The sequence below is a fragment of the Clostridium cadaveris genome (genome assembly GCF_020911725.1).
GTDB classification, from domain to species: domain Bacteria; phylum Bacillota; class Clostridia; order Clostridiales; family Clostridiaceae; genus Clostridium_X; species Clostridium_X cadaveris.
Genome location: NZ_CP076620.1, coordinates 351,960 through 377,482 on the forward strand (window position 1 = coordinate 351,960; position 25,523 = coordinate 377,482).

General features: G+C 31.0%; 27 protein-coding genes and 1 pseudogene. 21 read left to right on the forward strand and 7 right to left on the reverse strand.

Going from position 1 to position 25,523, the window contains the following annotated elements; all coding sequences use genetic code 11:
• The first annotated feature begins 14 nt into the window (after window positions 1-14).
• From KQH81_RS01550 to KQH81_RS01565, 4 genes and pseudogenes are all read left to right on the forward strand, one after another.
• Window positions 15-779 carry a MerR family transcriptional regulator gene (locus KQH81_RS01550; RefSeq protein WP_027638845.1) on the forward strand — a complete coding sequence of 255 codons (765 nt, stop codon included), beginning with the start codon at window positions 15-17 and terminating at the stop codon, window positions 777-779.
• Between the two features lie 122 nt (window positions 780-901).
• Window positions 902-2,277 (forward strand): annotated as a pseudogene (locus KQH81_RS01555) (MBOAT family O-acyltransferase).
• A gap of 9 nt (window positions 2,278-2,286) precedes the next feature.
• Window positions 2,287-3,387, forward strand: a complete 1,101-nt coding sequence (locus KQH81_RS01560; RefSeq protein WP_027638843.1) for a DHHW family protein — start codon at window positions 2,287-2,289, stop codon at window positions 3,385-3,387.
• A 212-nt stretch (window positions 3,388-3,599) separates the two neighbouring features.
• Entirely contained in the window at window positions 3,600-3,728 is a 129-nt protein-coding gene (locus KQH81_RS01565) for a DUF6019 family protein (protein ID WP_230028750.1), read from the forward strand.
• 73 nt (window positions 3,729-3,801) lie between these two features.
• Here the strand turns inward: KQH81_RS01565 and KQH81_RS01570 are convergent, their stop codons facing one another.
• A complete protein-coding gene (locus KQH81_RS01570) occupies window positions 3,802-4,065 on the reverse strand; it encodes a hypothetical protein (RefSeq protein WP_230028752.1) in 264 nt (87 codons plus the stop codon).
• A gap of 94 nt (window positions 4,066-4,159) precedes the next feature.
• On the reverse strand, window positions 4,160-5,104 hold the full coding sequence (locus KQH81_RS01575; RefSeq protein ID WP_027638841.1) for a LysR family transcriptional regulator: 945 nt from the start codon (window positions 5,102-5,104) through the stop codon (window positions 4,160-4,162).
• A 119-nt stretch (window positions 5,105-5,223) separates the two neighbouring features.
• Between KQH81_RS01575 and KQH81_RS01580 the strand changes: the two genes are divergently transcribed.
• The 3 genes from KQH81_RS01580 to KQH81_RS01590 all read left to right on the forward strand — a co-directional run bounded on the left by KQH81_RS01580 (window position 5,224) and on the right by KQH81_RS01590 (window position 7,358).
• Window positions 5,224-5,988: a sulfite exporter TauE/SafE family protein gene (locus KQH81_RS01580; RefSeq protein ID WP_027638840.1), complete on the forward strand. Its 765-nt coding sequence runs from the start codon at window positions 5,224-5,226 to the stop codon at window positions 5,986-5,988.
• A 195-nt stretch (window positions 5,989-6,183) separates the two neighbouring features.
• Window positions 6,184-6,798, forward strand: coding sequence for a flavodoxin family protein (locus KQH81_RS01585; protein ID WP_230028754.1), 615 nt, complete (start codon window positions 6,184-6,186; stop codon window positions 6,796-6,798).
• Between the two features lie 35 nt (window positions 6,799-6,833).
• Window positions 6,834-7,358, forward strand: a complete 525-nt coding sequence (locus KQH81_RS01590; RefSeq protein WP_027638838.1) for a GNAT family N-acetyltransferase — start codon at window positions 6,834-6,836, stop codon at window positions 7,356-7,358.
• An 80-nt stretch (window positions 7,359-7,438) separates the two neighbouring features.
• Here the strand turns inward: KQH81_RS01590 and KQH81_RS01595 are convergent, their stop codons facing one another.
• A complete protein-coding gene (locus tag KQH81_RS01595; protein ID WP_099335932.1) occupies window positions 7,439-8,011 on the reverse strand; it encodes a hypothetical protein in 573 nt (190 codons plus the stop codon).
• Between the two features lie 219 nt (window positions 8,012-8,230).
• Window positions 8,231-8,569, reverse strand: a complete 339-nt coding sequence (locus KQH81_RS01600; protein WP_230028756.1) for a hypothetical protein — start codon at window positions 8,567-8,569, stop codon at window positions 8,231-8,233.
• Window positions 8,570-8,790: 221 nt separating this feature from the next.
• Here KQH81_RS01600 and KQH81_RS01605 point away from each other — a divergent pair, with 221 nt between their 5' ends.
• Entirely contained in the window at window positions 8,791-9,171 is a 381-nt protein-coding gene (locus KQH81_RS01605) for a hypothetical protein (RefSeq protein WP_027638836.1), read from the forward strand.
• A 93-nt stretch (window positions 9,172-9,264) separates the two neighbouring features.
• Here KQH81_RS01605 and KQH81_RS01610 read toward each other — a convergent pair whose 3' ends face one another.
• Complete coding sequence (locus KQH81_RS01610) at window positions 9,265-9,600, reverse strand: hypothetical protein (protein ID WP_230028758.1); 336 nt, start codon at window positions 9,598-9,600, stop codon at window positions 9,265-9,267.
• Between the two features lie 497 nt (window positions 9,601-10,097).
• Between KQH81_RS01610 and KQH81_RS01615 the strand changes: the two genes are divergently transcribed.
• The 5 genes from KQH81_RS01615 to KQH81_RS01635 all read left to right on the forward strand — a co-directional run bounded on the left by KQH81_RS01615 (window position 10,098) and on the right by KQH81_RS01635 (window position 16,367).
• Window positions 10,098-10,745, forward strand: a complete 648-nt coding sequence (locus KQH81_RS01615) for a YczE/YyaS/YitT family protein (protein WP_268254222.1) — start codon at window positions 10,098-10,100, stop codon at window positions 10,743-10,745.
• Window positions 10,746-10,929: 184 nt separating this feature from the next.
• Window positions 10,930-12,666, forward strand: coding sequence for a replication-relaxation family protein (locus KQH81_RS01620; RefSeq protein WP_099335929.1), 1,737 nt, complete (start codon window positions 10,930-10,932; stop codon window positions 12,664-12,666).
• A gap of 402 nt (window positions 12,667-13,068) precedes the next feature.
• A complete protein-coding gene (locus tag KQH81_RS01625) occupies window positions 13,069-14,463 on the forward strand; it encodes a PTS transporter subunit EIIC (protein ID WP_027638832.1) in 1,395 nt (464 codons plus the stop codon).
• A 67-nt stretch (window positions 14,464-14,530) separates the two neighbouring features.
• Window positions 14,531-15,370, forward strand: coding sequence for a PHP domain-containing protein (locus KQH81_RS01630; protein ID WP_230028762.1), 840 nt, complete (start codon window positions 14,531-14,533; stop codon window positions 15,368-15,370).
• A gap of 130 nt (window positions 15,371-15,500) precedes the next feature.
• Window positions 15,501-16,367 (forward strand): PRD domain-containing protein, encoded by an 867-nt coding sequence (locus tag KQH81_RS01635; RefSeq protein ID WP_051196246.1) that lies wholly within the window; start codon window positions 15,501-15,503, stop codon window positions 16,365-16,367.
• A 148-nt stretch (window positions 16,368-16,515) separates the two neighbouring features.
• On the opposite strand, the gene KQH81_RS01640 is transcribed toward KQH81_RS01635, so the two are convergent.
• A complete protein-coding gene (locus KQH81_RS01640; RefSeq protein ID WP_027638830.1) occupies window positions 16,516-16,695 on the reverse strand; it encodes a DUF6019 family protein in 180 nt (59 codons plus the stop codon).
• Between the two features lie 109 nt (window positions 16,696-16,804).
• Here KQH81_RS01640 and KQH81_RS01645 point away from each other — a divergent pair, with 109 nt between their 5' ends.
• From KQH81_RS01645 to KQH81_RS01670, 6 genes are all read left to right on the forward strand, one after another.
• Window positions 16,805-17,053: a hypothetical protein gene (locus tag KQH81_RS01645; RefSeq protein WP_027638829.1), complete on the forward strand. Its 249-nt coding sequence runs from the start codon at window positions 16,805-16,807 to the stop codon at window positions 17,051-17,053.
• 346 nt (window positions 17,054-17,399) lie between these two features.
• Window positions 17,400-18,839 (forward strand): aminoacyl-histidine dipeptidase, encoded by a 1,440-nt coding sequence (locus KQH81_RS01650; RefSeq protein ID WP_081670271.1) that lies wholly within the window; start codon window positions 17,400-17,402, stop codon window positions 18,837-18,839.
• 90 nt (window positions 18,840-18,929) lie between these two features.
• On the forward strand, window positions 18,930-20,879 hold the full coding sequence (locus tag KQH81_RS01655) for an OPT family oligopeptide transporter (RefSeq protein WP_027638827.1): 1,950 nt from the start codon (window positions 18,930-18,932) through the stop codon (window positions 20,877-20,879).
• Window positions 20,879-21,283, forward strand: coding sequence for a PqqD family peptide modification chaperone (locus KQH81_RS01660; RefSeq protein WP_027638826.1), 405 nt, complete (start codon window positions 20,879-20,881; stop codon window positions 21,281-21,283). Before KQH81_RS01655 ends, KQH81_RS01660 begins: the two co-directional genes overlap by 1 nt.
• A 248-nt stretch (window positions 21,284-21,531) precedes the next feature.
• Window positions 21,532-22,179, forward strand: coding sequence for a TetR/AcrR family transcriptional regulator (locus KQH81_RS01665; protein ID WP_027638825.1), 648 nt, complete (start codon window positions 21,532-21,534; stop codon window positions 22,177-22,179).
• Between the two features lie 76 nt (window positions 22,180-22,255).
• The gene (locus KQH81_RS01670) at window positions 22,256-23,491 is read left to right on the forward strand and encodes an MFS transporter (protein WP_027638824.1); all 1,236 of its coding nucleotides are present in this window, start codon (window positions 22,256-22,258) and stop codon (window positions 23,489-23,491) included.
• Window positions 23,492-23,607: 116 nt separating this feature from the next.
• Here the strand turns inward: KQH81_RS01670 and KQH81_RS01675 are convergent, their stop codons facing one another.
• Window positions 23,608-24,129 (reverse strand): GNAT family N-acetyltransferase, encoded by a 522-nt coding sequence (locus tag KQH81_RS01675; RefSeq protein ID WP_027638823.1) that lies wholly within the window; start codon window positions 24,127-24,129, stop codon window positions 23,608-23,610.
• 142 nt (window positions 24,130-24,271) lie between these two features.
• Here KQH81_RS01675 and KQH81_RS01680 point away from each other — a divergent pair, with 142 nt between their 5' ends.
• On the forward strand, window positions 24,272-24,874 hold the full coding sequence (locus KQH81_RS01680) for an HAD family hydrolase (RefSeq protein ID WP_027638822.1): 603 nt from the start codon (window positions 24,272-24,274) through the stop codon (window positions 24,872-24,874).
• Window positions 24,875-24,984: 110 nt separating this feature from the next.
• Window positions 24,985-25,449, forward strand: a complete 465-nt coding sequence (locus KQH81_RS01685) for a hypothetical protein (protein WP_035770745.1) — start codon at window positions 24,985-24,987, stop codon at window positions 25,447-25,449.
• The last annotated feature ends 74 nt before the right edge of the window (window positions 25,450-25,523 follow it).

Consider the following 25,523-nt stretch of genomic DNA (forward strand, 5'->3'; position numbering starts at 1 on the left):
TGAGGGGTGAGAAAATGGAATATACAGTAAATAAATTGGCGAAACTCTCCGGTGTAAGCGCGCGCACATTGAGATATTACGATGAAATTGAATTGCTCAAGCCAAAGAGAGTAAGTTCGAACGGATATCGAATTTATGGAGAGGATCAAGTGAATATGCTGCAGCAGATACTTTTTTATAGAGAACTTGGTATAAGCTTAGATGAGATAAAAGAAATCATATCAGCATCTTCATTTAATAGAGAAAAAGCACTGGAAAACCATTTAATTGCTCTTACAGAAAAAAAGCAGCAGCTTGAAACTATGATTGAAAATGTAATAAAGACAATGGCTGCTATGAAGGGAGAAACTATTATGAGTGATAAGGAAAAGTTTAAAGGCTTTAAGAAAAAGGTTATAGAAGAAAATGAAAATAAATATGGCAAAGAAATTAGGGGAAAATATGGAGATAAAGCCGTTGATGGTTCAAATGCAAGAGTAGCTGGAATGACAGAAGAACAATGGAAAAAACAAGAGGATTTGTCTAAACAGATAAATGAAGCTCTTAAAGAAGCTATGAAGACAGGAGATCCTGAAGGCGAGCTTGCTCAAGAGGTTTGTGATATGCATAGAGAATGGATTTGCATGTTTTGGAAAGAAGGCATGTATTCTAAGGAAGCACATAAAGGACTTGGGGAGATGTATGCTTGTGATGAAAGATTCAAGGCATACTATGATAAGATAGGTGAAGGAGCGGCTGAGTTTTTTAGGGATGCACTAAATGTGTATTGCACCAAATAATTAGATTCATCAGAAATTTAGTATATAGGGCTAGGATTATTTATAATCCTAGTCTTTTTAATAAAAGTATAAACTAAGAATAAGATACTATATACTTACATTGTAAGAAAGGAATTTAAAGCATGGTATTTAGTAGTATTGTATTCATATTTAGATTTTTGCCAATTGCATTTGGTATATATTTTATTACACCTTTGAGATATAAGAATCTTGTACTGACACTGCTCAGTTTGATATTTTATTCTTGGGGTGAAGGGAAATACTTTCTTATAATGATAGCTTCAATTGTGGTTGATTACACAGCAGGAAGATTCATTGGCAGATATAGAAATAACAAAAAAGTAAGTGCGATGATTCTTGGATTGTCAGTGTGCTTCAACTTAGGAATGCTATTTTTCTTTAAGTATTTCAATTTCTTCATCGACAATGTAAATACATTGTGGGGGTTAGGACTTGATCAGGTTGAAATAACTCTGCCGTTAGGAATAAGTTTTTACACATTTCAGACCATGTCTTATTCTATAGACGTATTTAGAGGTAATGTAGAACCAGAGAAAAATATAATAACATTTTCAACCTTTGTAACTCTATTCCCACAGCTTATTGCAGGACCTATAGTTAGATATTCAGATATAGCATTGGAACTTAAAAAAAGATATGTTTCAAAAGATTCTATAGAAAAAGGGATTGAAAAATTTATATTAGGGCTAGGACAAAAGGTTTTGATCGCAAATAATATAGGAATGTTGTGGAATGATATTGAAACCATGAGATTTGAAAAAATATCAACACCTCTTGCATGGATGGGACTTGCAGCCTTTGGACTTCAGATATATTTTGACTTTAGTGGATATTCTCTTATGGCAATAGGACTTGGAGAAATGCTTGGATTTTCATTTTCCCAAAACTTCAACTATCCATATATATCAAGGAGCATATCAGAATTTTGGCGAAGGTGGCATATGACTTTAGGTTCTTGGTTCAGGGAATATTTATATATACCATTAGGAGGGAATAGAAAAGGTTTTTTGAGAACAATAATTAATTTGTTTTTGGTTTGGTTTTAACTGGCTTGTGGCATGGAGCAAGCTACAATTTTATACTCTGGGGACTTCTTTTCTTTATACTAATCTCAGTAGAGAAAGCATGGTTAAGTAAAATTTTAGATAAACACAAAAAATTTTCGCACATCTACACTTTGTTTTTCCTCATGGTTGGATGGGGACTTTTTGCTATTACAGATTTCAGCTTAATGAGTAAGTATTTTGAAGGATTATTCAAATTTAGATATGAAAGTGAATATCTATATTATCTTCGAAACTATGCTGTGATTTTTATTATAGCTATAGTATTATCAACACCTGTCATACCGAAATTATACAAGAAATATGTGAAATCACCAGCAATTAATGCAGCAGTGTTAATGTTTATTTTTATTATAGCTGTAGCTTATTTGGTGGATGCTACTTATAATCCGTTCTTATACTTTAGATTTTAGGAGGATAATATGAAAAAGAATCCGCTTATGTATATGTTTATATCTGTGATTTTAATTATTTCACTGCTAGATTTTATATCACCAGACAAAAAGTTTTCGGAGTTTGAAAATAGGAATTTAAAAAGCAAGATGAAATTTACTATAAAGTCTTATTTAGATGGTTCTTTTGGAAGAGGTTATGAGAAATACATAAACGATCAGTTTATAGGAAGAGATTTATGGATCAATTTAAAATCTAGAAGTGAGTATGTTTTAGGAAAGGTTGAAAATAACAACATTATTTACGGAGATAATGGTTACTTATTCGAAAAATTTACGTATATAGATAAAGAGAGACTTAATACAAATATAAATGCTGTAAATGCTCTAATTAAAAATTCTAAAACTAAAGTTTCATTGTTAATTGCACCTAATTCTTATGGAATCTATGAGGAAAATTTACCTTATGGAGCGCCTGTTATAAATCAAGCAAAGACTATATCAATGATTTATGAAAGTATTTTTGGTGAAAATGAGGTGAATTTATTAGCTAAGTTTATGGAAGAGAAGGATGAGTATATATATTATAAAACAGATCATCATTGGACGACTAAGGGGGCATATGTTGCCTATAGTGAGCTTATAAAAACTTTAGGACAGTTACCTATAAAGCTTAATGACTATAAAACAATAGAGACACCAGGATTTTATGGCACCTATTATTCAAAGGCTAAGCCTTTCGATATTGATGCAGATAAGCTGTCGTATTATGAATTTTCTAATATAAAAATGACTATAGGGGATAAAAGCTATGATAGTCTATATGATATATCGAAACTAATGACAAAAGATAAATATTCTGTATTTTTATATGGAAATAACCCTCTTACTATAATAGAAAATACTGAAATAGACAATGATAAAAAGCTTTTAATATTTAAGGATTCCTATGCTAATTCTCTTATACCTTTTTTGACACAGCATTATAAAGAGATTCATGTTATAGATCCTAGAAGTTTTAATGCACCAGTTAGCCAGTATATCAGAGATAAAGAATTTAATGATATTTTTGTAATCTATAATTTTATAAACTTTACACGGGATATGGATGTAGTTAAACTTAGAAGCTAAGAGTTCATTGACTAGGGGGGAGGACCTTGTATGTTGCATCTAAAAAGAGGTGGAAGGATTATGAAACGAATATCAATCATATAAATTGATGTGAAGACATTAATGTGATAAAATTACAATTAAGTAACTTAAATGAAAAATTAAGCATTTAAAGTTGAGGACGATTAATTACTTATATTAAAGTGACAGAGACTTATATAAGGAGGAATGTTATGAAAATTTTCTTTGGATTGATAGGGTCTGCTATTTACTTGGTGATATTTTACTATATTATAAAAGTCGCCGTTAAAGATGGCGTTACGGAAGCATACAAAAACATAGAAAAAAATAAGGATTTGTAAAAAAAATTTAATAAGAAAACTAAAGTTAAATACCAAAGCCTAGCTTTTACATATAATAGCTAGGCTCTTTATTTTATCTAATTGATTCTAAGTAGTTTACTTTTTTACCTGTTTTAATTGCATATTCTATTTCGCTCTTTGTACTTGAGCCTATATAGTTATCCTTATTAATTACAAAAATTTCATCAGCCATATCTATTTTTCTTTTATGCATATCATCAAGCATTATCTTTACTTCATCTGTGATGACGGTTCCGAATTCTCCATCGGCATGTCCAAATAGACCTACAGATATGACTATGTTTCCTTGAAGTGTTAGATCCTTTTGGATTTTCATAAATTCGTCTTTAAATCTCGTACTCCCACAAAGAGTAATCACTTTATATTTATCAACCATATTAAACCCTTCTTTCTGAATTAATATCTATTTATTATATGGATTCTTGAACTACCTTTATAAATTCCTGAGCAGCCTTCGATAAATATTTATTTTTTTTATAAGTTATACTAGATTTGCGATAGGCCATAGGTGTATCAAGTTTATAAAATACAGGGTGAGAAGCTAAATTACAGTATTTCACAATGATATCTGTGGTAAATGATACTCCAAGATTTGCAACAGTCATGGAGTAAGTAGTCATAAGTTGATCAAAGATCATTTTTATTTTAGGTTCAAAATCACTATTTTTACATAGTTTAACTGCAAGATCATGCATATGATTTCCCTGCTTTAAAAATAAAAATGGCTCATCTTTGAATACATTTAAATCTAGAACTGGACAATCCTTTGAAAGATGACGATTATTTTCTATGTCATCATAGGAAAGCTGAAAATCTCTTAATTGGTTGTTTATAGAAAAGTTTTTTGGCACTGCAAGAAGGACAGTTTCATGAAAAATATTGACTATAGAGAACAAATCCATGTTAAAAGGATAGCAGTCAACTATAAGATCCATAGTTCCATCAAGTAAAAGCTGTTCAAGTTCAAGAGAATTTCTTTCAAAAATCTCAATCTCAATTCCTGGATGCTTTTCAGAATAAATGGATAGAATTGATGGGAGAAAGCATGATACGAAAAAGTGAGTTCCTCCAACAGATAATTTTCCTGTTTTAAGCTCAGCTAAATCCATCAAGTAGTTATTCAAGTCTTTTTCTAAAGTTACCATTTTCCTTGCAGTATTTATGTAAGCCTTGCCAGCTTCGGATAATTGGATAGGAGATGTGCTTCTATCAAAAAGTTTGCTACCTATCTCTTTTTCTATTTTTAATATTGCTGTACTTAGAGCAGGTTGTGATATATATAGTTTTTTAGCAGCTTTAGAAAAGCTTCGCTCTTCAGCAATTGTAAGTACATAATTTACATTCTGGGAATACATAAAAGTCTCCTATCCTATAAATAAAATTTATAATATTTATATAGTTATATGTATTGGATTATATCTAAAATCAATGCTACCATAAAAGTAAAGGAATAACAATGAGGGAGGATATTATTATGGAATTTCCAATATCTTTACTTTTCATATGTCCAATGGTATTTTTGGCGGGGTTTATAGATGCTGTAGCAGGGGGAGGAGGAATCATCACCTTACCTGTGTACATGCTTACAGGGCTACCTGCTCATCAAGCTTATGGATGTAATAAATTTTCAGCAGCAGCAGGAACAACATTTTCAGCTGCAAGATTTTTAGTTAATAAAGCATTAGATCTTAAAGTAGCCATAATATCAGCTATAAGTGCATTTATAGGTTCAGCAATAGCCTCAAGAATAGTGTTATATTTACCAGGTGAATTCTTAAAAAAGATGCTAATTATAGTTTTACCAATAGTAGCGGTATTAATATTTATAAAGAAGGATTATGGTGAAGAAAATCAATCTGCTGGTCTAAGCAAGAATAAGATGATAACTTTTGCAATTCTTATAGGTGTTTTAATAGGACTCTATGATGGAATATTTGGACCGGGAACAGGTACCTTTGCAATAATAGCTTATACTATGATAATGAAATATGATTTAAGAACTGCATCAGGAAATGCCAAGATATTAAATTTAGCCTCTAACTATGCAGCGGTAATTACCTACATGATGGCTGGAACGGTAGTATATAGTATAGCAGTACCAGCGGCAGTATGCGGTATATTAGGAAATTATCTAGGAGCAGGTTTTGCTATAAAAAAAGGAGCTAAGTTTATTAAGCCTATGATGGTAGTAGTAGTTGTCCTTATATTAGGTAAGATGTTTATAGATGTATTTATGTAAAATTTTTAATAGATAGATTATGGGAGCTTGATATAAAAAATGGATCATGTCTAAGTTCCTGACTCCTAGTCTACAAAATGTTAAAGGGTATAGAAGTTCAAGAGAATATTCTATACCCTTTAATATTTTGAAAGAAGGACATTAGCTTGTGTATGTCAAATTAGATATAAAATATGATAAAGGAGATATTGAGATATGAAAGTTTTACTTATAAATGGAAGTCCACATAAAAATGGATGCACTTTTACTGCTTTGAATGAGGTGGCAGGAAGTTTAAATAAAAATGGAATTGAATCAGAGATAATTCATATAGGAACAAAAGCAATACAAGGCTGCATAGCCTGTGGTAGATGTAGGGAAACTGGGAAATGTGCATTTCGAGATGAAGTTTATAATGAACTATTTGAGAAAATACAAGAAGCAGATGGTGTGGTAGTTGGCTCTCCTGTTTATTACGCAGGTCCTAATGGCTCACTTTGTGCTATGCTATATAGACTGTTTTACTCAGGTTCAAGATACATGACGAATAAACCAGCAGCTGCAGTTGTAAGCTGTAGGAGGGGAGGAGCCAGTGCAACTTTTGATAGATTAAATAAATACTTTACTATCAATCAAATGCCAGTGGTTTCATCACAATACTGGAACTCAGTTCATGGAAACACTCCAGAGGAGGTAAAGCAGGATTTAGAGGGGCTTCAAATTATGAGAACACTAGGAAATAATATGGCATGGATGATAAAAACTATGAAAGATGCAAAATATACTCTACCTGAAAGAGAAAAGAGAGTATCAACAAATTTTATAAGATAGAAGTTTAAGAATAAAATTGACAGGAGAAGTTTTGAATGGAGATTGAATTTAGAGATTTATGTAAAGAGGATAAGGAATATTTTTTTCCATGGATTAAGGATGAAGAAGTCATAAGATACTCATTGTCCTTATTTCAGAAAATGAAAAATGATGAGGAGATATCAACGTGGTTTGACAAATTATTACTAGATAAGTCATCATATAAAAAAGCTATTGTAGATGTTTGTAAGAATAGAATAATAGGATACGCTGGTATAGCCAAGATAAGTGAAACAAATCTTTCGGGAGAGTACTTTATATTTATTGGAGATAAAACTTATCATGGAAAAGGTGTTGGAACATACGTGACAAAGGAAATAGTCAAAAGCGGATTTCAAGAACTTAATCTTAACAGAATAATGCTTACAGCATTTGAAAAGAATATATCAGCGGTAAAAGCTTATACCAAAGCAGGCTTTAAGATGGAAGGGATAATGAGACAGGCTTTTTATAGATATGGTGAATTTTATAATAAAATTATAATGAGCATATTAAAGGAAGAGTATCTAGCTGATAGCTAAAGTAAATTAACGAATTTATTAATAAATATAAAGTAGGGATATGTTGCAAAAGTGATAAAATATTGTGCAGTATATCTTTTTTATTTTAGCTTTACTGTTGTGGTGAACCATTGACTTCCACCACCACCAAAATCATAATTGATCACTACGTTATAGTCGTCAGTCCATTCTATACTGTATTGGTTAGTAGAAAACGGTTTGAATCCATCATCAGTTCCGATAGATTGGTTAATATCCTTAATAAATATACCGTACTTTCTCACATAAAATGTACTGTTTCCATAAAACCAAGCTGAACGCTCTGATACTACCAAAGTTTTATTACCGCTAGGATTCTTGAAGGAAAAGTACTTATCATCCGAAAATCCCAACATGTAAAAAAATACTCCACCAAGTATAAGTATAGTTGCAAAGACAGTATATAATATTCGATTTATTTTGTCTTGTTTAGTGGGAGCTGGAGTACCATCAAATAAAGGAAATAGTATTAAAACTATTATAAGAATAAGTCTTATAAAATTAGGATTTAAACCAAAGACAAATAGGCTTAAACCAAAACCAAATTCTAAAATTCCTTGCAGTAGTAGAAATATAACTATCAATGCTGCAAAGGATGCTCTTTTACTAGAGTATATTTTCTTATTAGTTTTCATAATAAAATCTCCTATTTCCAAATTATACATTGTATTTTATATAATGATAATATATATGGACTGTTTTATCAATTACATTGAATAAATTAAAATGGCTTTTAGTGATAAAGAAACTTTTTGTATAGAATTACTACATAAAAAAATACCGTATTATTCAAAAGAATATACGGTATTTTTATTTATAGTTACTCTATAAATTATTTTCATAGTTAGTACCCATTATATCCACATGGGTCTCCTACAGCAAATTTCTTGAAAAATAATAAAAAGAAAAATTAATAACACTATATTATTAAAATATCCATAACTATAATTGCAGTTGTTGTTACAATTATTTTCATTATATTTGAAACATTCGTCAGCATTAATGCAGAATTTAGTATTTAATTTCTCTCTTGTTGGGTCAAGTTTTACTTTTTTACATGTGCTTGCGGATTTACCTTTGCAGTTTTTCCATTTTCTAATACATTCTGTATCTTTTACATAAAGATTAGTACATGGTATATCTGAATTCGAATCTTTTAATATAGCTACAGTATCTCTATTCATTCTCATCATTCCTTTATATTTATTTTTTGTATAAATCTGCTTTGTATTATTATATTATTTGAATCAATAATAGCTACAAACTTTTTAAAAATATGTGTCGTAATTTATTTATTATCATATATTAGTAATATAAGATCTATTTAAGTGTAAAAATCTAAAAAAATCTAGAATATGATTTATAGTTTACAAATTATGCGTTTATACAAAAAGATTAAAAAGGAGTGTACCATATGTATAATGAGAAAAATGTATATTTAAATGAAGTCGATCCAACTCCACCTGGGACAGCATTAACACTTTCAAATTGTCAATGTCCGTATACTACAAGTTCAGTTGATTTTAATGCCGCAACTAGTTGTAGGTTTATAGATGTTCCTGTTAGAGTTCTTAATCTTTGCCCAAATAAAGAATTTATTTTGTTTGTAACCGTTTACGATGCTGCGAGGAATAAAATTGGTCAAATCTGTGATATATTTGCCAGTCCATCAAGCAATCCTTGTACCACTCCCTATCGTCATAATGTAAGGCTAGCAATTAAAAAGCCTGTTTGCTCAACTGATACAATTTATGTAGTGGTCAATGGAAATTATACAAGTATTTGTGATATATAATAGTTAAATTTTATAATGCTTATAAACTCAGGGCTATCGCATGATAGCCCTTAATTTTTAATTGTGAAACAATTAAATTTCTTTAAGGAACTTTCAGTTTAAATCATTAAAATTTTTAATTATTTCAGCATTTGATGGAGGTGCGAAATTTGAATATGGCTCTGGATTTATTGGAAGTTTCTTTTTAAAAAGTATATAGGTTGGTTTATAAAAATACACATATTTTTCTTGCATCCAATGGATATCTATTTTTTCAATTAATATATGTCCACCTCTTATAACTGGGTACTCTGGAGATAACCAGAAAGGAGCGTTTAAAAAAGCAAAAAAGCATATTACTAAAATGATTAAAAGAGAAGAAGCTATAGAGGTCACCCTGAGAATTCCCACCTTAATTTCACTAGAGAACTTTGATATGAAGTAAATCATTGGTGATATCATAAGACTGAGAAAATTCAAGAAAAATAAAGTATTAATTATACCTAGGAATTCTAAATTTTTTTCTGATAGTTTTAAATAAAAAAGAGAAGTGATATAGATGATAACTACAGAAATATTTATGATTATAATTTTAAAAAAACTATTTCTTAACTTAATAAACATATGGACATCCTCCCCAAATTCAATTTTGTAATTAAAGAAAATAGAGTAAATAGGTTTTGGGATATGATTAGTTTTATTGGTGAGATTATTTAGAAACCCTCGATGAAAATGCTTTCTGTCTATTACAATTATTATACTAAATTTTACTAAAAATTAATATGACTATTAATATATAAAAATGATATTTACTAATACGAGAGTGGTTATAAAAAAATCTAATTCTTTATAAAACTTAAACATTTTTAATGAAATGATAAAGATTTCTATACGTAATAGAACGTCGTGTATGATATAATCATTAGCATGAGTAAATTTTTAGGCGGGTGAAAAGGTTGAGCAAGAAACTTAATGATAAAAGAATTTTGATTAAAAGAATTTTATTTTTTATTCTTGGAATAGCAGCTACGGCACTAGGAGTTTCCTTGACTATAATTTCCAATTTTGGAGCGGGATCATGGGATGCCTTGAGCGTTGGACTTAGCAATACATTTGGATTGACCGTAGGAACCTGGGTTGTAATAGTTGCAGTAATTTTAATAATTGCTAGTGGTATTCTCTTGAAGAAAATTCCAAGGTTTTCGACACTTTTAACATCTTTTGTAACAGGAGCAGGAATTGATTTATGGCTGGCTGTTTTTAGAGGAATTAAAGTAACAGGTATAGTGAATGAATTTTTAGTTTTTATGGGAGGAATAATTATCATAGGATTTGGTGTGGCAATGGTGGTATTAACTGAGCTTCCTCCAGGACCAATTGATTACTTTATGCTTGTCCTTAAAGAACGATTTAATCTTTCCTTAGGAGTTGCCAAGACTATATCCGAAGCTATAGGACTTATACTAGGACTTACATTCCATGGACCTATAGGGATAGGAAGTATAGTAATTGTAATTATTATGGGACCTGTAATCCACTTCTTCTCTAAAATATTGACCCCTAAAATTAGTAAACATATTAATAGAGCGGCATAAACTAAAAACAGCTGATATGAAATGATTCAATTATTTCGTGTCAGCTGTTTTTTTTACGTAAGGTATAAGATGATTTAGAGGATTTTTATTGAATTTCTTATAAATGTTTTATACGTTTCATATATATTAATATTGAATACTTGTGAGAGACTACAGAAAGAAAATTCTTGGCTGGGGGGAGAGTATGGTAATTATAAAATCTGAAGGTCAAATGATAAATAGTTATAGAAACAAAAAGTTTGTTTCGTCTATGGATGGATTAAGAGAAGCCGAAAAAAAGGAAATAATTTTAGAGGGAATTTGCATAAAGTGCGACAGGGAAAATAATCTTAAAATAAAATTGGGAAATATCATAGGAACTATACCATATGATGAACTTTCAAACGGAGCAGACCACATGAGAATCAGTGAGGCATGGACAATGGTAAACAAACCTGTACAATTTCTTGTTGAAAGAATTGAGAGTGGAGATAGTTATGGGGTAGTATTATCTAGAAAGAGAGCCATGAATATTGTAAGAGAAGAAATCTGGGGTAAACTTAAACTAGGAGACTATGTTTCAGGAACTATAAAAGTTATAGATTCGGAAAAAGCAATGGTTGATATAGGGTGTGGAAATCTAGCTGTTTTATCGAAAGATGATGTGTGTGACGTAAAATTAGATAACATATTAGAAAGATTTCATGTAGGGGAAGAAATAGAGGCGAGAATAAAGGATAAGGATAAAAATAATATCTTTATAAGTACTAAAGAGTTTTGGGAGATTTGGGACAAGAATATAAAAGATATTGAGGAAGGTACTTTTGTATCAGGTGTTATCAAAAATAAGATTTCAAATGGAGTTTTAATAGAACTTAATGAACATGTACGCGGGATAGCTAACTATTATAAGGGAACATCTTACGGAGATGTGGTAACGGTATATATAAAAAAGATAGATCCTGTAAAGAAGAGAATAAAGGTTGAGATTGTAACTGATGATTATGAGTTTTACAAAAAAGAAAAAAAGGATTTTAAAGAAAAAACTAAAGATAATATAATAGGAAAAAAAGATAATAGCAGAAGATGGGAAGGTTCATTTAAAGGAAAATCTCCTTTTGTTATTGTACAAGGAGAACAAAGGGAAATAGAGCATTTCGGAAATGATTATGTATCGATATATCAAATAATATTTGATGTCAAACATAATTATATAAATGAAATACATTATAAAATTCTTGAAATAGTGAATAAACACAGATATGTAACTTCAAAACAGATAACGGACATAATGAATTATTATAAATTTGATACTACTCAAGAACGAATAAAAAGAGCTATGAAGATATGCCTTAAAAAGCAGCTTTTAGAAAGATGCTTTTTTGCAAATAATGGGGGATGTTCAAGTTATAAAGTTTATTCTCTTGGAAAAAATGGAGCTGACCTTCTTAGATATCGTGGAAATAAGAGTTATTGGAACCCACTAGAATCCGTAGAAAAACCGGATAAGATTAAAAAGGTATTGGCTACAAACCAGATAATAACTGCCTATATGAAATGCAGCCATGATTTTAAAAATTATTATATAAATCAAATAATAACTGCAAAAGAAGATGATATTGCAACAGTAAGAGCTAGTGCTATAATTTACACAGAACAGAATGATTATGTGTATGAAGTAATAAGGAGAAAAGAAAATTGGGAAAAGTGTCTATGTGATAAGCTAACAAGATATGAAAAAGTATTTGAGAACATAGAGTTTACAAATCTCGAATTTGATAAAAAGCCTAAGTTTGTAATATGTGGAGAAGATAAGGAGCAAAATATTGAAATATCTGATCTTTTAAAAGGTATGGACTTTAAAAATCTTAGAATTTTATACACAGTGGATAAGCTAAACCTTGTAGAAAATTTCGAAAACTCAATTTATGAGATTAAATAGCAATTTAAAAAAAGTTTTTATAAGAAAATTATTAACAATTTCTGAACCGAATTTGAATAATATTTAAACAAATATAGAAATATAAAGCAATTAATAGATAAAATGAGTGCTTTTTCAATTTTAAAGATGAAAAAATATAAAGTTATGAACTTGTGAAATGAAATTTCAAATAAAAGCGTAGAAATTTGTAATACGGTTTTGCTTTTAAAGTTAAATGTTATGTACTATAATTTAATTAATGAAATATATGAAAGCGTTGTTACTGGTTATGCAGGCAAGAGCTAATGATATCTATTGCTAGGTGTTATTAGCTCTTTTTTCGTAATTTTAAATAAGTTATAAAGTATTTTAATTGACTAGGAAACATCGTCTTTCATAAAAATATTTAAGGGGGATAAGATTATGGCAAAGGCAGTACCTCAAAGTATAGCTGAAGAAATTGTAAAATTAGTAGGCGGAAAGGAGAATATTAAAACAGTTGCATGCTGCGCAACAAGACTTAGGATGACATTGCATGATGATAGCAAGGCTGATAAAGTATCAATAAAGGCTATCAACGGAGTCATGGGTTTAGTTGAGCAAAATGAACAGCTTCAAATTATTTTAGGACCAGGCATGGTTACAAAAGTTACTAACATCATTGGAGAACTAACTTTATTAAAGGTTGGCCAAGTTGATGAGGTAGCAGAAAGAAAAGCAGAGCTTAAGAAGAAAAACTCAACACCAGTTAAATTATTCATAAGGAAATTATCCAATATATTTGTACCATTAATACCAGGGTTTGTAGGATGTGGTATCATATATGGTGTTGCAAAGTTATTACAAAATCAAGGGATATTAACAGGAAATGCATATCAAATGGCTTATGTATTAGGAAAGGGCATATTCCTATACATGAATATAATGGTAGGTGTATTTACTGCAAGGGAATTTGGAGGAAGTGAATCTCTTGGAGGAACTATAGCCGGTATCATGATGGCTCCACAACTTGCAAAGATAGTTGTTGGAGGAGAAGCGTTAGTTCCAGCACAAGGTGGAGTTATAGCTGTATTAATAGCTTGTGCATTAGGTGCAGTATTAGAAAAGAAACTAAGAAAGGTTATGCCATCAGTGCTTGATCTCATGGTTACTCCAACTATAGTTATACTAGTTATAGGACTTGGATGTTTCTATATAATTCAACCTTTAGGAGCATGGCTAACTAACAATATCACTTGGCTTGTTAATATATCCATAGAAAAGGGAAGAATGCTTACAGGAGCAGTATTTTCAACCACATTCTTACCACTTGTTATGACTGGACTTCATAGAGCATTGACGCCAGTTGAAACAAGTTTACTACAATCTACAGGTGTTGACTTACTAAGACCAATTTTAGCAATGGCTGGAGCTGGACAAGTTGGTGCTGGTATAGCAATATTCATGAAGACTAAGAGCAAGAGAATGAAAACTGTAATAGGAAGTTCGCTTCCTATAGGTATGCTAGGTGTTGGTGAACCATTAATGTTTGGTGTTACATTACCACTAGGAAAACCATTTATAACTGCTTGCCTAGGATCTGCATTAGGTGGAATGTATGTTGCAGCTAAAGGCGTTGCATCAACAGGTATAGGTTTATCAGGTATTCCGTTAGCACTACTTATGCCAGATGGAAGTGCTGCAATAAACTATTTGATAGGAACAATCCTTGCATATGCTGGTGGATTCTTATTAACTTACTTTACTAAGTGGGAAGATGTAGATGATGGTGATAATTTTGAAATGGATAACCCATTAAAAGATATAATAAAGATGTAATTATAAAGGAAATAAGGGGTGTCCTTTTAGGGTACCCTCTAATTCTATTTTAAGGGGATGGCATAAAATGTATGATTTTCATATGCATACAACTTTTTCAGACGGAAGTAAAACTCCAAAAGAAATATTTGATATGGCAAAAGAGCTTAATTTTAAAGCTTTAAGTATAACTGATCATGATACTGTTTTAGGATTGGGGGATGCGCTTAAAGCTAGCAGAGAATCAGGAATACCATATATTCCAGCATTGGAGCTTACTGTGAAGGAATACGGAATTAAACTTCATGTTTTGGCATATGGTGTAAATAAAGAAAGCGCAGAAGCTGTGAATTATTCTTTAAAACTAAAAAAATATATGGATGAAAAATCATTGTCTCAAATTCATGTTTTGAGAAGTAAAGGTCTTATAGACGGGATAAGTGATGAGGAATTCTTTGGAGAAGCAAAAGGAGGACCTCTTTATAGAGCAAAATTTCTTAAGACGTTAAGTGATAAAGGGTATTTCCCAGAGGACGAGATAATGAAAAGGCTCAATGAATACTTTGGAAAAGAAGGACATTGCTATATGGAAGATGAGTTTCCATATATGAGTTTTAATGAAGGTTGTAGTTTTATAAAAAATATAGGTGGAAAAATAGTTTTAGCACATCCAAATAAAATAAGAAAGAAAAATGAAAAGTTATATAAGGAACTGATAAATAGCGATTTTTTAGATGGTATAGAAGTCTATCATCCATCTATAACTAAAGATACTGAGATGGAGCTTATGAATATAATTGAAGAAAAGAAACTCCTTTGTACAGGTGGAACAGATTTTCATGGTATATATATGAAGAATCCTAGAGAAATAGGAACTGTAGAACTGCCTGATATAGTTATAGAATCTTTAGAGAAACTCATGATATAGATTGATTAAGAAGGATTTTCTAACCTATGAGTAGAAAGGTATAAGATAGTAGAATTGCATTATCATATAGGTATTAAAACTATGTATGTAAATGTTGAATAAAAAAGGAGCAAATAGGAGATAGGTTAGCATGAAAAATTCCTATAAAATAGTTAGACTTATAAATAATAATGTTGTCATGTGTAAAGATAAAGAAGATAAGCGCTGTATGCTTATAGGAAAGGGTATAGGCTTTAAAAAGCAACCTCAAGATATCATAAGAGACCTGACTAACGTAGAAAAGGTCTACTATCTTGTAGATGAAAATAATGCAAAAGCTTACAGTTCCATAGTTGAAAGCACAAAATCAGAAGTTATAGGAGCCGTTGAAGAGGCTATAACTCTAATTGAGTCTTATACTCAAAAGCCATTAAACGAGAGTATCCACGTGACTCTATTAGATCACATAAATTTTGCTATATCTAGAATAGAAAATAAGATAAACATAAAGAATCCTTTGATTCATGAGATAAAATTTTTGTATACAGAAGAATTTTTGATTGCAGAAAAGGTTATTGAATTTTTAAATGACAAGTTGAAGATAGAGTTCCCTTATGACGAGGTGGGGTTCGTAACTATGCATATTCACGCAGCTATAACTGAAAAAAAGATAGAAGAAACCTCCATGGCAAATGAAATTTTATCAGATATACTTCATTTTTTAGATAAGAATTTAGGACATAAAATACAAAGGAACAGTTTAGAGTATTTTAGATTTTTAACTCATCTAAGATTTTCTATAGATAGAGCTATGAATGGAAAGAATGTAGAGAATCTATTGATTGATACTATCAAGGAAAAGTTTGAAAATAGTTATAACTTGGCAGAAAGATTATCGGTATATATTTATGAGAAATATAAAATTTACTTTAACGATGGGGAGATAGGATATATAGCGCTGCATCTTCAAAACATATTAAATGAGAGAGAGCAGAATAAATACACATCGGTATTGTAAGGAATAGTAAGAAATTTTAATTAATTAGTGAAGAGTGAAAAGTTATTGAAACTAGATTTAGAAAACATAAACGGTGAAAAGTTGTGATATTTTTCGGGTTTAGTAAAAATAAAGATGCTGTTATGCGTTAGAGCATAGCAGCACTTTTTTAGTTATCTTGTTGTTTTTTCCATTCATGTTGACCGAGACTGTCATTAACTGCTTTGTTTACAGAGGATCTTATGTCGTCCATGCTACTTTTAAGAGCATTTTTCACAGCTGACTTTATTACAAAATAGAGAACTATAAAGGTAATAATACCAGATAAAAGCCAATAGAAAAATATCATAAGTAACCTCCACTGATTTAAATAATTAATATACTTCTTTAACTATATGTTAGCATATATTGTAAAAATAGTATATAATTATATATATTTAAATTATTGGGGGAATACTATGAGCACAGATAAAATATTTCTATTAAATGCTGTATTGTTTTTTATAATATATGCAATGAGATATAAAGACGAACTTTTTAAAAGATTGATTATCTTCGCTATAGGGAGTGCTATAGCATATTTAATTATGCATTTATTAATTTTTAAAAAAGATTATTTTAATATATATACACTTTCATCAAGTATTTTATTGTTTATAGCGTTAGACTGGATATATTATCTTGTATTTGTAGATAAAAAGAAATAAGTATTTAGGATAAATAAGACTATTCGAGAGGATAGCCTTATTTTTATTGTAAAGAATAGAATTATCGTATTTGAGAAAAACAGCATTAATATTATCATATTAGTAATTATAGACTAAAAAATTAGTGAAATAACAAAAATGTATAATTTATACAATAATCAAAAAAAGATGTATAAATTTAATTAAATGAATAAAAAAAACGAAAAAATAATTAACTTTAATTGGAAAATGTGCAAAAATAAATGAATTTAATAAGCACTTCAATTTGAATTTTAATTAACGTAGCTATATAACAAGTTTTATAGAGGTATTAATATTAAAATCAATTTGTTTGGAGGGAATAAGGATGTTAGAAAAGTTACAGCCACAAAATGTTTTTTATTTCTTTGAAGAAATGACCAAGATTCCTCACGGATCAGGTAATGAAAAGGCGATTAGTGATTATCTTGTTAACTTTGCAAAGGAAAGAGGACTTGAGGTTATACAAGACGATATTCTGAATGTAATAATAAAAGCACCAGGAACTGATGGATATGAAAATGCTCCAACTGTAATAATTCAAGGTCATATGGATATGGTGTGTGAAAAGACAAAAAATAGCACCCATGATTTTATGAAAGATCCTTTAAAATTAAGGATAGACGGCGATTATGTATATGCAACAGATACAACTCTAGGCAGTGATGATGGAATAGCAGTAGCATATGGATTAGCTGTTATAGATTCTAAAGATGTAGCTCACGGACCAATAGAATTAGTTGTGACTATATCTGAAGAGACTGGAATGGATGGTGCTGCTGCATTAGATACATCTGTCCTAAATGGCAAAATACTTTTAAACATAGACTCCGAAGAGGAAGGAATATTCCTTGTCAGCTGTGCAGGTGGAGTAAATACTATAGCTAATATCAAGGCAGAATGGGAACCATTTAACGGGACTGCTTTAAAATTAGAAGTAAGCGGATTAAATGGTGGACACTCAGGAATGGAAATCATAAAACAAAGAGCAAATGCAAATAAATTAATGGGCAGGCTTTTATATATACTAAGCAAAGAAGTAGAATTTAATATAGTTTCAGTAAATGGCGGAACAAAGCACAATGCTATAGCTCGTGATTGTGAAGCAATAATTACAGTTCTAGAAAACGATTTCAAGAAAGTTATGGATATTTGTAAGAATACAGAAGAGATCTTTAAGTCAGAGTATAGAGTAGAAGATCCTAATGTGTCAGTATCTACTGAAAAAGTACAAAGTTCAGAAAGGCAATTGACTAAGTGTGCTACAAATAATGTAGTTAATTTTATGGTGGCAGTACCAGATGGAGTACAAACTATGAGCAAAGATATAGAAGGATTAGTTGAAAGTAGTTTGAACTATGGGGTACTAGTTACCACTGATTCTGAAGTTAAATCTACATTAGCTGTTAGAAGTTCTGTTAAGAGCAAAAGAGAAGCAATAGTAGATAAGATTGAATGTATAGTGAAAGTTAATGGGGGAGCTATAGTAAATGAAAATGAGTATCCAGCTTGGGAATATGAAGAAGATTCAAAGATAAGAGACTTATGTGTAGAAACATATAAGAAATTATTTGATAAAGAACCTCAAATCAATGCAATTCATGCAGGTCTAGAATGTGGACTTCTTAAAGAAAAGATGAAGGATACAGAGATGATAAGCTTTGGTCCAGCATTAATGGATGTACACACTGCAAATGAACACATGAGCATATCCTCTGTTGCAAGAATGTGGAATTTCTTGATTGAGTTATTAAAAGAAATAAAGTAGCTGCATTAATTTAGTCAATAAGCCTATTGTAAAGAAACCCATACAAATAAAATTACAATAGGCTTAAATTTTAATAAAGGGGAAATATATATGAGTCAAAAAACAGGCGTGAAAGCAGAAAACAAACTTTCCAGAACTGCGTATGGCGGATGTAAAGGGGACGATTATGTACCTTTTGTTCCAACCTCTACGATAATGCCAGAAACTACAGGCTACTCTATAGTTTTAGGTGTTATCCTTGCATGTTTCTTCGCAGCAGCAAACACTTACTTAGGATTAAAAGTTGGATTAACTATTTCAGCAGGAATCCCAGGTGCCATAATAGCAACTGGAGTATTAAAGGGAATGTTCAGGAGAAACAATATATTAGAAGCTAATATGGTTGCTTCTCTAGCTGCAATGGGAGAATCCATAGCAGCAGGTATTATTTTCGTATTACCAGCATTAATACTATGTGGATTTGGATTAAGTATAACTACAGTAGTAGTTGTATCTTTAATCGGTGGAGTTATAGGGATATTCTTCGTGACACCTCTAAGAAGATATTTAATAGTTGAAGAACATGGCAATTTGGTTTACCCAGAAGCTATGGCAGCAGCCGAAGTCCTTGTAACAGGTAGTGAAGGCGGTTCAAGTTTTAAGACAGTTCTTGCGGGTCTTGGTATGGGTGCTGGATACAAATTGTGTTCAGGTGGATTCCAATTATGGAAAGAACAAGCTACGTATATAATTAAATCTTATCAAGGGACTATGATAGGAGTTGACTCATTAGCATCATTATTAGGTGTTGGATTTATAGTAGGAACTAGAACTTCAGTCCTTATGTTTGCAGGTTCTGTAGTTGCATGGTTTGTACTTATTCCTTTAATAAAATTATTAGGGGCAGGACTTCCAACAGCTATATTCCCATCTACTAAACTTATCTCTGAAATGACAGCTCAACAAATATGGTCAAGCTATATTAAGTATATCGGCGCAGGAGCCGTTGCAACAGGCGGATTTATTTCCCTTGCAAAATCACTTCCTACAATAATAAGAAGCTTTAAACAAGCTATGGGTGGAATGAAGGCTGTAGGAAGGGAAAAGCAAGATAGAATTAATATGGAAGCTCCTCTTGTTTGGGTTGTAGGTGCATCAGCATTTGCATTTGGTCTTACATGGCTTTCTCCAATAATGAAGGGTGGATTTATAGGAGGATTATTAGCTGTTATATTTAGCTTTTTCTTCTCAGTTGTATCAGCAAGAATAGTTGGTATAATAGGAGCTTCAAATAATCCAGCCTCAGGTATGACAATAGCTACTTTGCTATTTGTAACAACTATATTAAAGGCTACAGGTTCAGTTGGAGATGAAGGTATAAAGAAAGCATTACTAATAGGTGGAGTTGTCTGCGTTGCTATTTGTGTAGCAGGCGGAGTTGCTCAAAGCTTAAAGACAACATTCATAATAGGTGGTACTCCAAAGAAGGTTCAATATGGAATGGTTATAGCAATAGTAGTTGCTTCAATATGTTCAGCATTTGTTGTAAACATGCTAAGCAATGCTTATGGAATAGGTAGTGAAGCTGTTCAAGCACCTCAAGCTAACCTAATGAAGATGATAGTTGAAGGAATAATGACAGCAAAACTTCCATGGACTTTAGTTTTGGTTGGAGTATTTATAGCTATATTCTGTGAACTTGCAAAGATTCCAATACTGCCAGTTGCTCTTGGTATTTATCTATCAATTACATTAAATGCAGCAATATTATGTGGTGGTTTAATAAGAGTTCTAGTAGAAAAGAAATTTAAGAGTGATGAAAAAGCACGTGATGCAGGCATTGAAAAGGGCACACTTCTCGCATCAGGACTTGTTGCTGGTGATGCCATAATAGGTATAATAATAGCCCTATTTGTAACATTAAATATAAATATAGGCTTTGGAGCCAATATAGCTCCAGCAATAACACAAAGTGATATATTAACATTCGTAATGTTCATCTTGCTAGGAGGTTGGATTTATAAAGTTGCAGTCAAAAAATCAAAGGGAGCTAAAGCTTAATGAAAAATAATAAGAATAACTCAGAAAAGAATAAAAGTTCTAAGTATAATTTTTTACTATATGTGCCTGAAATCAAACACGATGATTGGAAGTTGAATGATGAAGGTAGAGTTGTACTGTACTTTAAGGTGAACGATCCAATAAAGAGATTTGCAGGATGGCTAGTAAAAAAGAAGCCAAATTGTGATATGACTTTTGATGAACCTTGCTCTGATGCTTGGCTAATGATAAATGGTGAAAACAGCATATATGACATAGTAAAAGTAATGCAGGAAAAGTATAATGACTCTATGGAAAATGCCATATATAGGTTAACAACTTATATTAAATTTTTGTCAAAGAGAGGCTGGATAACATTTAAAAAAGTAAAAGAGGAAGAAGTTCAAGAGGTAGCATCAATGTAATGGCTGAAAATAAGATATTCAAAAGAAAATAAAATTTAGAATATGTTTCATAACGGTGACTTTTAAGATTTGCCACAGGATGTTTTAGCTTCCTGTGGCTTTTTATTTGTCATAAACCTGTCTATGAAATTAAGGGAGAGGGGTATTAAGCAAAATTTTATAAAACCAAATATTTCAAGAATGGCTTGACTAAATAATATATCGATGATATTATAAATACCAACGGTATGTATGGAGGTGATTTAATAATGGCACGTAATAAACATCCTGAAGAAACAGTAAAATTAATTTTAGATGAAGCTTTAAAGCTTTTTATAGAAAAAGGCTATGAAAGTACTTCAATTCAAGATATTATCAATAATTTAGGTGGGCTTTCAAAAGGTGCAATTTATCATCATTTCAAGTCTAAAGAAGAGATTTTTCAAGCTGTCTGCAAAAAAATTGGGGATGAAAACTCTATTTATTACAATAAAATTCGAGATGATAAAAGTAAAAATGGCTATGAAAAGCTAAAAATAATGATAAAGTCAGCTTATGTAAATCCAAATAACGAAGCAGTCATGGCAATGATTACTAAAATTATGAATGATCCTAAATTTTTAATGAATCAAATTTCAGAAATATATGAGTTGGTTGCGCCAGTATACATTGAGCCTATTATAAGGCAGGGAATAAGTGATGGATCTATCAAAACCGATTACCCAAAAGAACTCGCTGAGGTCATTATTACTTTAATAAATATATGGATTAATCCTATTATTGCAAGGACAACACCTGATGAAATGAGAAGAAAGGTAGAATTTTTACAAGTAATTCTAAAGGGTATAGGTATTGATATTTTAGATGAAGAAATTACGAACCAATATGTACTATACTGCAAGCGTTATTATAAATAAAAAATAACTGCTCTTAAATGGGCAGATTATTTTTTACAACATACATACCGACAGTCGGTATATTAAGGGGGATTTTATGAAAAATACGAATTTATTTAGTAAGGACTTTACACTTGTTGTAGCTGGGCAGATTATTTCGCTTTTTGGTAATTCAATTTTACGTTTTGCTCTTCCGCTTTATCTGTTGAGGGAAACAGGTTCTGGAGCAATTTTTGGAATTGTAACAGCATGTTCTTTTCTGCCAATGATTGTTCTATCATTTTTAGGAGGAATTTTAGCAGATAGAGTGAACAAGCGAAATATTATGGTTGCTCTTGACTTTTTAACTGCAATTATCATATTAGTGCTATTTGTTGCCATTGGTAGACTTCATATAGTTCCTTTATTTATTGTAGTTTTAATGCTTCTTTATGGAATTAGCGGAACATATCAACCAACAGTTCAGGCTAGTATTCCAGCTTTAGTTTCGGAAGAAAATATATTATCTGCTGGAGCAATTATAAATCAAATTGGTGCTTTAGCGAATCTTCTAGGGCCTATTATTGGAGGGATGCTATTTGGGGCATTTGGAATTATTCCAATTCTGATAATCAGTATCGTATGCTTTTTAGCATCTGCTATTATGGAGATTTTTATATACATTCCATTCGAACAAAGGAATAACAGCATTGGTATGATTTCTATTATAAAGAATGATTTCTATAAAAGCACAAATTATATAAAGAATGAAAAGCCAATCCTTATTAAAATCATTGGGCTTATTGCAATTTTTAATCTTGTTTTGACAGCAATGTTGATTGTAGGTATACCTATTTTAATTGTTGATATCCTTAAAATGAGCGATGTATTACTAGGAGTTTCACAAGGAGTTCTTGCAATGGGGGGGCTTTGTGGAGGAATACTTACAGCTGTATTGAGCGAAAAATTAAAGCTCTCAAACTCCTATTATTTATTATTTCTTTGCAGTATATGCGTTGGAGTAATGGCTATCCCTTTTTTGCTTGATATGACAAATATGGTATGCTATGTGGTAATGACTGCCACAAGTTTTATGATAATGGGGCTTGCAACAATCTTTAGCGTACAAATGATAGCTACTGTACAAATCGAAACTCCACCAGAGCTTGTAGGAAAAGTAATTGCACTAATGATGTCTCTTGCAATGAGCGCACAGCCTATTGGTCAAGCAATATATGGAGTAGCTTTTGATAAATTTTCAAATAATGCGGGAGCAATATTGATTAGTGTTATGATAGTATCTGTTACAATTTCAATTGTTTCAAGGAAGATATTTAGAAAAATAGATATGTAATATATCAAGAAAAACATCTTAATTAACTTATTTTGAAAGTAGATAGTGAATAATATATCTTCACTATCTACTTAAATTTTTATATTATGATTAATCGAATCAATTTTAAATTTATTCTAGTTACTGCAGTTAACTAAGTTTGGGGTTAGCTCATAATCTACAGAAGATTGAAGTTCCCCTAACTGGTTTGTCCACACATTCATTTTTATAGCTACTTTCTTAAAACCGAGATTTTCATAGACGTGTTGAGCACGGGTATTCGTTAAGTTTGTATCTAATACTATCTTGTCAACATTCATTTCATCAAAAAGATAAGAGATAAGCATTTTCAAAGCTTTTGTTCCATATCCTTTTTCATGATAAGAAAAGTCACATATCTTTATTCCTATTTCGGAAGTTCCGTCTACAATTCTAAAGCTCATTTCTCCAACTGGATTGGAGTTTATCTCAATAATGAGGGTTTTAGAATTTTCTCTATTTTGGCTGAGCCTATTTCTCAATATATTTATGTCAGTATTAAGTCCATTTGGAAAACCAGCGTGAGCCATGATTTTTCCATCTCCCCACCAAGCACAAAGCTGCTCAGCATCATTAGGAGTAGCCTGTCTTAAGACTAAATCATCTTTCTTTAAATACATAAAAAGCCCCCTTTTATTGATTTAGAATTTAGGATTATATATATTAATTATAGTTGAAAGGTGGATAGTAATGTATAATAATATATAGAAAATAGTAATTTTTATGTAAATTAGACTTGCATATGTGATAGGAGCGGAGATAATGATTAAAAATATAGTTTTTGATATAGGAAATGTACTTTTGAATTTTAAACCAGTTGAATATTTGAGAACTAAGATGGAAGAAGAAAATATTAAATCAGTGAAAGAGGCTGTTTTTGATAGTCCTGAGTGGCCAATGTTAGATGAAGGTACTATAACAGAGAAAGAGGCTATAAGAGTTATAAGTGAGCGAAATGCAGAAATTAAAGACCTAGTTGAACTGGCTTTTGATAATTGGTACGATATGCTGACGCCTATAGAAAATAGTGTAAAGCTTCTTAAAGAATTGAAGGCTAAGGGATACAATCTTTATTATCTATCTAACTTTCAAGAGCTTGCTTATGATTATATCATAAAAGAATATGAATTCTTCGGATTGTTTGATGGGGGAGTGGCCTCCTTTGCAGAGAAACTTATGAAACCTGACAAAGACATATATGAAAAACTTATGGAGCGTTATGATTTAAAGCCAGAGGAGTGCCTATTCATGGATGATACTGCTTTAAACATAGATGGAGCAGAGAATGTAGGCATGAAAGGAATAGTATTTACTACAGCGGAAGATGCAATGGACAAGCTTAAGAAATTTGATGTGTTGGTGTAGGGAAGGATAAGAAGTCGTTATCTATGTGTACATCCATTGCTATAGAATAAAAGTTTAGGACATTTATACTACTTAGGTTATAAAAATAGAAATTTGAAGGGAACATTAATATGAGTGTTTGTAAGGAATGCTATAGTGAAGAAAATCGTACAACTCCACTAATAAAACCAAAAGAGTGTTTAGAGAATCATAAACAATATATTTGCGGAACTTGTGGCAGATGTATTTGTATTGATAAAGACGAAAAGAGAAAGGTGCAACGATGGAACTTTCCTTTTAAATCCTTAGAAATAGCGAAAGTATATTTAAGAACTGCGGACTTTACCATGAAAAAGCCTTGCGGAATTTATGAATTAGTTAATTCAAAAGGGAGAAAATCATACAAAATATTTGTAAGCATAGATGATTTAAAAATATATCTTAGTAAGAATAGGGATAAAATATGTGAATTAATGAAGCCTATTTATATAAGAGAGAAGTATGAAGAGTTTCCAAATACAAAAGTTAAACTTTTGAATGAAGAAGAAGTAGAGAGATATTTAACAGAACAATCAAAAGGTCAGAAAAAGATATAAAAGCTTGGAAATTATTATTTAGTCTAAATGGATTAATCCATTTAGACTAATATCAATCCAAGCTTTTATAAAAA

Excerpts from the sequence above, each read along its gene's own strand:
- KQH81_RS01550 (WP_027638845.1), top strand. The coding sequence starts at position 15 with ATGGAATATACAGTAAATAAATTGGCGAAACTCTCCGGTGTAAGCGCG.
- KQH81_RS01560 (WP_027638843.1), top strand. The coding sequence starts at position 2,287 with ATGAAAAAGAATCCGCTTATGTATATGTTTATATCTGTGATTTTAATT.
- KQH81_RS01565 (WP_230028750.1), top strand. The coding sequence starts at position 3,600 with ATGAAAATTTTCTTTGGATTGATAGGGTCTGCTATTTACTTGGTGATA.
- KQH81_RS01570 (WP_230028752.1), bottom strand. The coding sequence starts at position 4,065 with ATGAAAATCCAAAAGGATCTAACACTTCAAGGAAACATAGTCATATCT.
- KQH81_RS01575 (WP_027638841.1), bottom strand. The coding sequence starts at position 5,104 with ATGTATTCCCAGAATGTAAATTATGTACTTACAATTGCTGAAGAGCGA.
- KQH81_RS01580 (WP_027638840.1), top strand. The coding sequence starts at position 5,224 with ATGGAATTTCCAATATCTTTACTTTTCATATGTCCAATGGTATTTTTG.
- KQH81_RS01585 (WP_230028754.1), top strand. The coding sequence starts at position 6,184 with ATGAAAGTTTTACTTATAAATGGAAGTCCACATAAAAATGGATGCACT.
- KQH81_RS01590 (WP_027638838.1), top strand. The coding sequence starts at position 6,834 with ATGGAGATTGAATTTAGAGATTTATGTAAAGAGGATAAGGAATATTTT.
- KQH81_RS01595 (WP_099335932.1), bottom strand. The coding sequence starts at position 8,011 with ATGAAAACTAATAAGAAAATATACTCTAGTAAAAGAGCATCCTTTGCA.
- KQH81_RS01600 (WP_230028756.1), bottom strand. The coding sequence starts at position 8,569 with ATGATGAGAATGAATAGAGATACTGTAGCTATATTAAAAGATTCGAAT.
- KQH81_RS01605 (WP_027638836.1), top strand. The coding sequence starts at position 8,791 with ATGTATAATGAGAAAAATGTATATTTAAATGAAGTCGATCCAACTCCA.
- KQH81_RS01610 (WP_230028758.1), bottom strand. The coding sequence starts at position 9,600 with ATGATTTACTTCATATCAAAGTTCTCTAGTGAAATTAAGGTGGGAATT.
- KQH81_RS01620 (WP_099335929.1), top strand. The coding sequence starts at position 10,930 with ATGGTAATTATAAAATCTGAAGGTCAAATGATAAATAGTTATAGAAAC.
- KQH81_RS01625 (WP_027638832.1), top strand. The coding sequence starts at position 13,069 with ATGGCAAAGGCAGTACCTCAAAGTATAGCTGAAGAAATTGTAAAATTA.
- KQH81_RS01630 (WP_230028762.1), top strand. The coding sequence starts at position 14,531 with ATGTATGATTTTCATATGCATACAACTTTTTCAGACGGAAGTAAAACT.
- KQH81_RS01635 (WP_051196246.1), top strand. The coding sequence starts at position 15,501 with ATGAAAAATTCCTATAAAATAGTTAGACTTATAAATAATAATGTTGTC.
- KQH81_RS01640 (WP_027638830.1), bottom strand. The coding sequence starts at position 16,695 with ATGATATTTTTCTATTGGCTTTTATCTGGTATTATTACCTTTATAGTT.
- KQH81_RS01645 (WP_027638829.1), top strand. The coding sequence starts at position 16,805 with ATGAGCACAGATAAAATATTTCTATTAAATGCTGTATTGTTTTTTATA.
- KQH81_RS01650 (WP_081670271.1), top strand. The coding sequence starts at position 17,400 with ATGTTAGAAAAGTTACAGCCACAAAATGTTTTTTATTTCTTTGAAGAA.
- KQH81_RS01655 (WP_027638827.1), top strand. The coding sequence starts at position 18,930 with ATGAGTCAAAAAACAGGCGTGAAAGCAGAAAACAAACTTTCCAGAACT.
- KQH81_RS01660 (WP_027638826.1), top strand. The coding sequence starts at position 20,879 with ATGAAAAATAATAAGAATAACTCAGAAAAGAATAAAAGTTCTAAGTAT.
- KQH81_RS01665 (WP_027638825.1), top strand. The coding sequence starts at position 21,532 with ATGGCACGTAATAAACATCCTGAAGAAACAGTAAAATTAATTTTAGAT.
- KQH81_RS01670 (WP_027638824.1), top strand. The coding sequence starts at position 22,256 with ATGAAAAATACGAATTTATTTAGTAAGGACTTTACACTTGTTGTAGCT.
- KQH81_RS01675 (WP_027638823.1), bottom strand. The coding sequence starts at position 24,129 with ATGTATTTAAAGAAAGATGATTTAGTCTTAAGACAGGCTACTCCTAAT.
- KQH81_RS01680 (WP_027638822.1), top strand. The coding sequence starts at position 24,272 with ATGATTAAAAATATAGTTTTTGATATAGGAAATGTACTTTTGAATTTT.
- KQH81_RS01685 (WP_035770745.1), top strand. The coding sequence starts at position 24,985 with ATGAGTGTTTGTAAGGAATGCTATAGTGAAGAAAATCGTACAACTCCA.